The organism is Nocardia neocaledoniensis (genome assembly GCF_029868625.1).
Taxonomy (GTDB): Bacteria; Actinomycetota; Actinomycetes; order Mycobacteriales; family Mycobacteriaceae; genus Nocardia; species Nocardia neocaledoniensis_A.
The window spans coordinates 1-7,689 of sequence record NZ_JARWOJ010000130.1 but is presented as its reverse complement, the minus strand read 5'-3'; the positions used below and the strand labels follow the sequence as shown (position 1 = coordinate 7,689).

Below are 7,689 nucleotides of genomic sequence, written 5' to 3'. Positions count from 1 at the left end.
CGGTCGTGGCGTTTTCCGTTCAGCCGGTTTCTGGGGGCGGCCGACGCCCCAACCCCCGGGGCTGGGCGGGCGGCCACGGGGGGGGGCGCCCCGTCGTGTTTCGGTCGTGTCCTTCGCGCGGTAGTCTCAGATGTCCACTTCCACAGCCGCATCGGGGAGCAGTCATGGCGGAACTCGACGACATCGGTAGCGAAACTGCGGCGATGATGCGCACCATGCTGCAGATGGCCACTCTCGTCGCGCTCAAGTCACGCGAACACGGGCAGAAGGAAGCCGAGGCCCGCGCGAAGGCGGTCGAGGCGAAGATGAAGGAAGCCAGGGAACTCCAGGTCCGCGAAGCCCGCGACCTGAAGGCCAAGGACCCCCGCAACATCGAGCTGGTCCAGATGATGTCGGTCGGCAACAAGGCGACGCAGGCACGCGGGCTCAGCCTGGAGAAGGACCCGTCCTCCCCGTTCGCGAGCACCAGCAGCAGTACCGCGGCGTCGGTCGGCGCGAATGCCCCGCAGGTGGGCTACGACTCGGTCGAGCGGCGCGCGGCCATCGCCGCCCATCTCCAACGGGCCGGTGTCGCACCGGAATTGGCGGAGGTGCGGATGCTGGTCGAGATGGGCCAGGGGATTTCGCCGGAGGAGGCGATCCGCCGGACCAACGCCGGCGCCCGGCGCGCCGGCTTCGAACGCAGCCTCGAACGGGGCATCGAGCGCGGTATCGACCGCGGCCGCTGACCCGCACGGGTGTTCGGTGGCGGCGGGCATCGCCCCCACCGAACCGCGACGGTCATGGCCTGGTCTTGTTGATCGTCAAATCGACATCCGGGTCGGTGAACAGCTTCCGGTCCGCGCCGACCTGTTCTTCGAAGGGCAGCGGCTCGAGCATGTCCTTGTGACCGTTGCGCACACTGCAGTATTTGAACGGTCCGCGCGAATCGAACAGCTTCGCCATGTGCGGGTCGGCGTGATCGAGGAACCACACGCTGATCCCCGGGCCGCCCTCCAGCCGGAAGTGTTCCCACGCCTGCCACAGCGCGTGCAGGCGCACCGCGGCCTCGGGATGGCGCCACCATTCCGGACACCACACCGTGTCGCTGATGTCGGTGACCTGTCTGCTGTACACCCGGCTGAGGTAGTCGGTCACGAAGTCGAACACCGTGGCGTACCCGTTGGTGAGCTCACGTGCGGGTTGCGTCTGGTCGTTCACAGGGGCTTGACCTCCTCGATGTCACCGATCTGATCGGGCGGGGTGGACTGCGACAGCACGGGGGTGCCGATGAGATCGTCGATGCGGGTCTTGCGGGTCGGATCGTTGTACTCGATCGACTGCTTGACCGCCTCGGCGTACTCGGACTCCCACCACGGCACGGTACGGACCAGCACGGCGGGCTGACCGGAGGTGAACACCACCGCGCGACCGCGGGGCAGCGTCGCCAGCCCCTGGGCCGTGAAGGTCACCGACGAGCTGAGCGAACGCGAGTAGCTCTTGCTGCTGCCCGACTGCGACATCGACGACGAGATGGAGTCGTATTCGCCGATGGCCTCGGACCGGTCGCGCAGGAACGCCATGTCGTCGACACCGCTGCCGAGCACCTTGATGTTGGCCGCCGACCACAGCGCGCTCATGCCCGCGTCGCCCCAGCAGCGCGCGCCCTGCGCCCACGACTGCAGCACCGTCATCACCACGATGCCGCGCGAGCCGAAATGGCTGTACTGCTTGGGCAGGTCCTTCCAGCGCACCACGTTGGCGGCCTCGTCGAGCACCGCGAGCAGCGGGATCGGCAGGCGCCCGCCGGACGACATCGCCGCCTTGCGCATCGCGACATCGATGACAGCCTCGGTGAGCGCGCTGACCAGTGGCGCGGCCGAACCGCGACCCTCGAGCGAGAGGCAGTACAGCGTGCCGTTGCGTTCGACGAACTCGAGCTCGTCGAACTGCAGCCGGTCCCCGGCGCCGCGCGTGATCCACGGATGCACGTTCGACATCTGCAGGCAGCGGACCATCTTCTTGGCCGTGCCGAAGATGCCGCTCTTGGTGCGCTGTTCGGCGTTGTACTGCATGGCCAGGCCGGCCGCGGTGAAGTCGTGCCCGGCGCCACGCAGGTGCTCGATCGGCTCGCTGTTCTGCGGGTTGGTCACCCATTCCCACACCTGGGTGATCGGCTTGCCCGCGATCGCGGCCGCCAGGAACAGCCCGGCCAGCAGGTCCTCGGCCTCGGGGTCGAAGAAGCTGTCGGTGTGGTCGGCGCCGCTGCTCTCGGCGTCGGCGAAATGACCGGCCAGCCGGGCCGCGCGCATCTCACAGCCCTCGCGCCGGAAGTCGACCCAGGCCAGCGGATCCCAGAACCAGCCCGGTCGTTCCCCGGCCACGCCCTGCGGGTCGAAGACGAAGGTCGCGCTGCCCTTGGCTTCGCGCACATTGCGGGTCGCGTCGACCACGTCACGCTTGTTGGAGGTGGTGAGCACCGGGCCGATGGCCGACAGAATCGCCGGGATCACCCGGGAGGTCGACTTGCCCTGGCGTGGGCCCCAGATATCGAGGTGCAGGTCCTCGTAGGAGCCGTAGAGCGGGGTCCCGTCGGCGACGGCGATGCCGATCGGCACCCCGGGCGCGTCGTTGGTGCCGAGGCGCACCCCGAGGTCCTTGGCCTTCTCCCGCACACCCGCCTCGGTGATCGAGGCGATGGCGCTGCCGGTGCCCATATGGTCGGCCTTGTCGTCGATCGAGAGCCTGCCCTTGACCGCCCGCTTCTTGAGCTGCTTGCGGATCACCACGTACGCGATCACCGCGAGCACGACCATGATCACGATCACCGTCGACGCGCGCGGCCACTGCAGCTTGCCGCGGGCCAGGTCGGCGACCACGGCGATCGGGTTCACCGGGATGTTCTGCGGCACCACGGAGAGCGCGTTGCCCAGGTGCAGCGCGACGGCGAGGGTGATCAGCGTCGCAAAGCCGAACACGATCAGGATCAGCGTCGTGTCGGGTCCGACCGCGGCCGGATCCGTCACCTTCTTCTTCGCCACGTGTGCCTCCTTGTGGACTTCTCGGATGGTGGTGGTGCTCAACGGAACGCGTCGAGGCGCCAGCCCTGCGGCGTCTGTACCACGGTCGCGATGACGGTGCTCGGTGGTAGCTCCTCGGACCGCCCGTTCGGATAGACGACCGTCTGCTCGATGCCGATCTTGTACTGCGCCACGGTCGGATCGGCGCCGGGCGGCGCCGGCTCCCCCGAGGCGAAGGTGAACGCCTCGACGTGTGCCTTCGCCTTGCCCCAGTCCGCCCACTGCAGCGAGGGTTTCGGCGTTCCGGTCACCCCGTCCGAACTGTCCAGCATACGGATCATGCTGGGCCCCAGCCATTTTCGCGCTCGCTGCACCGAGTCGCCGGGTTCCTCGGTGGTGGGGTTCCAGGTGTAGATCTCGCGCAGGGCGACGACCGCGACACCGTCGGGCGTCGTCGGGTCGACCGTGGCGGCGTCGAGCAGCCGGGTGGTCGAGGTGGCGCCGTCGGAGCGCGCGGTATCGGCGTCACCGCCACATGCGGCGACCGTGCTGAGGACCGCCACGAGCATCACCGCCGGGATCGTGCGGATTCGTGTTCTCTCCCACCAGGTTATCCCCGGTGCGCGCCGACGTGTGGTCACAACACCCTCCTCGCCCGCGCGTCACCCGGCACCGCCACCTCGACGACGCCACCGCCCCCGCCGCTGCTCGACGGCGGCATCGCCTGGATCAGCTGACCGTTGCCCGCGTAGATCCCGACCTTCGACGGTCCCTTCGGCCCGAATCCGCTGAACACCAGGTCACCGGGCGCGACCTTCGCGAGCGGGACCTCGCGGCCGGACTCCCATTGCTGCTCGGCGGTGCCCGGCAGGGTCACCTCCCCCGCGGACGCCGCGAACACCGCGGCGGCGGTCAGGCCGGGACCGTCGAAGCCGCCGCTGCTCGGGCCCTGCACACCGCCACCGCCCCACACGTACGGCGTGCCCAGCCAGTCGTGCGCGGCCTCGACGACTTGCGCGCCGCCCCCACCGGGTTCGGGGGTGAACCGGCCCTGCGCGCCGGGCGCGCGGTATTGCGGTTCCATCGCCAGGATGTTGGTGACATAGGGCCGGGTCTCGGAGTAGTGCGCCGCGTACTGATTGGGCATGCCGCCGGACGCGAGCACGGCGCCCTCACCGGCGTTGTAGCCCGCCAGGGTCAGCGCGGCCAGGTCACCGGAGACCCGGCCCTCGGCGATCCAGCCCGAGATCTTGTGCGCGATGGCGCACATGTAGCGCGCCTGGCCGATGATCGCGTCACCGTCGTCCCACACGCTGGCCGTGCCGTTGCCGTCGGCGTCGAGAACATATGGTTTGCCGTCGTCGGGATTGATGCTCACGGCGGTGCCGGGCAGGAACTGGGCCAGACCCTGCGCGCCCGCGGGCGAGGTGAGCCCGCGCCGGAATCCGGACTCCTGCTTGGCCTGTGCGGCCAGCAGCGAGGAGGAGATCTCCGGGCAGACGGAGCCCGCCCTGCGATACCAGATCTCGAGCTCGGCGGGTACCTTGCCGTCGGCGAGCGCCCCACCCGCGCTACCGAATCCGCGCACGCAGTTCGGATCGATCGAGAACGCCCGCGCCCCACCGACATCGGGGGTCGGCGCGCCGTCGAGCCACGGCATCGGATCGATCTGGCGACCACCGGTGAAGCGGCCACCGGGCACGATCTCGAAATGCAGGTGCGGACCGGAGGATTCACCCGCCGAGCCGACCATCCCGATCGGCTGCCCCGCGGTGACCGTCTGGCCGGCGCGCACCTTCACACCGTGGTCCCACATGTGCCCGTAGACCGCGGAATACGCGCGGCCGTTGGTGTCGACCGAATCCACGACGATCCAGTTGCCGAAACCCGAGGCGGGTCCGGCGGCGACGACACGCCCGTCGGCGACCGAGTAGATGGTGGTCCCGTCGGTGGCGGCCATGTCGATGCCCTTGTGGTCGCCACCGCGCGAGCCGTAGACATCGGAGATGGTGAACGTGCCGACCTCCAGCGGCAGGGTACGCCGCAGCGGGCCGACACCCGCCGCCAGCGAGGGTGTTCCGGTGACGGCCGGATTGGTCGTGGTCGGCGAGCCACTCGCCCTGACCTCGCCGGGGAGGTCGCCGCCGAGCGAGGGCAACGTCGGCACCGAGGAACCGTCGAGCACATCGGTGGTCTCGCAGGTCTCGTCCGAGGAAGGCAGCACGATCACCAGCACGAGCGCGATCAACCCGATGACGGCGCCGAACGCCGACATCGTCATGGTGCGGAGGTTCACCGGCCGCCTCCTGGCGTTCCGCGCCGGGCGCCGCGATCCGGGTGCGCCGCAGAAGGTGATCGCCTGTGCGAGCCCGCCGGCGAACCGGAGTCCGCGGCGGTGGTCACGTCCGGCGCCGGGTTTCGTTGAGTGTGTCGGCGAGGGTGCGGTTCATCTCGGCCGCGGCCGCCAGCTGCTGTTGCAGCAGAACCACTTTGCGGCGCAGCGCCGTGGCGTCCATCCGCTCCAGGCTCGGGCCCTCGGCGGCACGCACCCAGTTGCGCACCGAATTCGCGTGCACGCCGATCTGTTCGGCCACCACCCGGCAGGCCTCGGATTCGCTGCGCAACTTGTCGGTCAGGGCCATGACCTGCTCGACGGCGGCGGTGCGGACCTCGGGCGAGACCCTGCGGTAGGACCGGTGCGGCATCATTGCCGACCTCCGTTCGTCGACGGTTCGGTGGTGGCACGCGGGGTGTCACCGAATTCGCTGAACCGCTGATTCGTGTCGTGGATTCCGCTTTCCTTCTCCGACACCGTGAACTCCATGTGGAAGGGGATACCGGGGCGGCGATCCTCACCGATCTTGAGCAGGAACTTGCCCGTGCCGGGCGGTGACGGACGCTGCTGGCCGGGACGGAGCGCCTCGCCGGTGAGCGCCTGGGGCGCCGACCAGCCGGTGACCATCTCCTGCTCGGCGGAGGTGAACGGCACGGTGGAATCGAGCCTGCTGATCTCCTCGGCGGGCAGGGCGCCGAAGATCTTGGCGCGCGCGCGTTCCAGGAAGCCGATCGCCTTGGCGATCGCGGCGTCGGAGCCGAGCGCCTGCAGATCCTTGATGGTGTGGCTGATCATGATCAGCGCGGTGGCCAGGCCGCGCTGCAGGCGGGTGAGCTCGTCGACGCGGTCGACCATGAAGTCGCCGAGACCGAGCACCTGCCACAGCTCGTCCATCACGACCTGGAAGTAGCGCTGCGGGCCGAGTTTGGCGTCGGCGAGCACGTGCGCGGCCTCGACGGAGGCGAACCCGTCGGCCCAGCAGGCCAGCATGACCGCGGCCTTGAGCTTCTTGTCGCCGGTGGGGATGTGCGAGACGTCGATGCACACCGCCACGGCACCGGTGTCGATCGGCACCGAGGTCTGGCCGTTGAAGATCGCGCCGAACGGCCCCTGGGTGAGCGCGCGCAGCGAGCGGCGCAGGTGCTTGATCGCGTTCTGGTACTCGTCCTCGTTGTCGGCGCCCGCGTCGAGCATCAGTTCCGCGCCGCCGCCGACGATCACCTCCAGCAGGTTCTCCATGATCGGCGGCTTGTCCGGGGTGTAGCCGCTACCCGGCTGGTACAGGATGCGCAGCGAGGTCGCGATGAGCGTTTCCTCGAAGTCGGCGACCCTGGCGCCACGCACCAGCTCGACCAGACCGGCGATCAGGGTGACCTGCCTGGCCCGGAGGTCCTGCAGCACCTGCCGTTGCAGCGCCGGGAACTCGTCCAGCCGGGGCACCACGGACCCGAGCACGCCCGCCGCCAGCGGGTTGAGCTTGCCGTGCCCGTAGCCGAGGTCGATGACCTGGCCGCCCACGAGTTCGACCATCTTGCGGTAATCGGGTTTGACGTCGGCCAGGATCAGCGGCGTGATGCCCTGGGCGATGCCGCCGAGCACGATCCGGCGCACCAGCGAGGACTTGCCGAAACCGTTGAGGCCGAGCACGAACAGGCTGGGCGCGGTGATGAAGCTGCCGCGCATGAACCAGTTCATCGGGTCGAAGCAGACCGGCGCGCCGGTGTGCAGGTGCGACCCGAGCGGCGTACCGATCAGCGGCGCGCCCGCGCCCACCGACCAGGGCCACAGGCCCGCGACCTGGGCGGTGGTGGCCCGGTATTCGACCGGGCGGCCGACGACGTTCATCTTGCCGCCGCCGGGGCCGGAGTAGCCGCGGTCGGTCAATTCGGCGGTGGTGCGATCGAATCCGTCGCTGACGACCGCCTCGTTGCGGGCCTGGGCGTTGTTGCGGCGCAGGTCGTCGGTGTGGATGCGGAAGGTCGCCCAGGCCGCGCGCAGGCCCGACTGTTCGCGGGCGATCATCTCGTAGCGGGCGCGGGTGGCGTCGTCGAGCAGCGGTGGGCCGGACTGCTTGCGCCGCTCCGGCTTTCCCTTCGCCTTGGACCGGCCCGCCCCCATGGCGCGGTCGGCGAGGTCGTCGGGACGATCCGCCTTCGGCTGGCGCACGGGCTTGACGAGCTTCGCCGGCTCGGCCGGGCGCGGCTTGCGCCGCGGGTTCATGGCCCGTTCGTGGTCCAGGCGCGGGCCGTGGTCCTCCGGCCGCAGCCCGCGCTCGCCCTCGCGCCGGGCACGCTCGGCCTCGGGGCGCGGTCGGGTCCGCCGCTCCCCCACCGGGCGTTCGCCACGGCCGGAGCG

7 protein-coding genes are annotated in these 7,689 nt (G+C 70.0%); 1 reads left to right on the top strand and 6 read right to left on the bottom strand.

The window, feature by feature from the left end:
- Positions 1-164 precede the first annotated feature (164 nt).
- On the top strand, positions 165-728 hold the full coding sequence (locus QH270_RS09200; RefSeq protein WP_280340146.1) for a hypothetical protein: 564 nt from the start codon (positions 165-167) through the stop codon (positions 726-728).
- Between the two features lie 52 nt (positions 729-780).
- On the opposite strand, the gene QH270_RS09195 is transcribed toward QH270_RS09200, so the two are convergent.
- The 6 genes from QH270_RS09195 to QH270_RS09170 form a co-directional block, all read right to left on the bottom strand.
- Positions 781-1,200 (bottom strand): DUF4913 domain-containing protein, encoded by a 420-nt coding sequence (locus QH270_RS09195; protein WP_280340145.1) that lies wholly within the window; start codon positions 1,198-1,200, stop codon positions 781-783.
- Positions 1,197-3,020 carry a type IV secretory system conjugative DNA transfer family protein gene (locus tag QH270_RS09190; RefSeq protein WP_280340143.1) on the bottom strand — a complete coding sequence of 608 codons (1,824 nt, stop codon included), beginning with the start codon at positions 3,018-3,020 and terminating at the stop codon, positions 1,197-1,199. The genes QH270_RS09195 and QH270_RS09190 overlap by 4 nt, the downstream gene beginning before the upstream one ends.
- 38 nt (positions 3,021-3,058) lie before the next feature.
- Positions 3,059-3,640 (bottom strand): hypothetical protein, encoded by a 582-nt coding sequence (locus tag QH270_RS09185; RefSeq protein ID WP_280340141.1) that lies wholly within the window; start codon positions 3,638-3,640, stop codon positions 3,059-3,061.
- Entirely contained in the window at positions 3,637-5,295 is a 1,659-nt protein-coding gene (locus QH270_RS09180; RefSeq protein WP_280340139.1) for a peptidoglycan DD-metalloendopeptidase family protein, read from the bottom strand. The genes QH270_RS09185 and QH270_RS09180 overlap by 4 nt, the downstream gene beginning before the upstream one ends.
- A 103-nt stretch (positions 5,296-5,398) precedes the next feature.
- Positions 5,399-5,707 carry a transposase gene (locus tag QH270_RS09175; RefSeq protein WP_110035597.1) on the bottom strand — a complete coding sequence of 103 codons (309 nt, stop codon included), beginning with the start codon at positions 5,705-5,707 and terminating at the stop codon, positions 5,399-5,401.
- Positions 5,704-7,689 (bottom strand): hypothetical protein (locus tag QH270_RS09170; protein WP_348537643.1); only part of this gene is annotated, 1,986 nt, incomplete at its 5' end. The genes QH270_RS09175 and QH270_RS09170, both read right to left, overlap by 4 nt.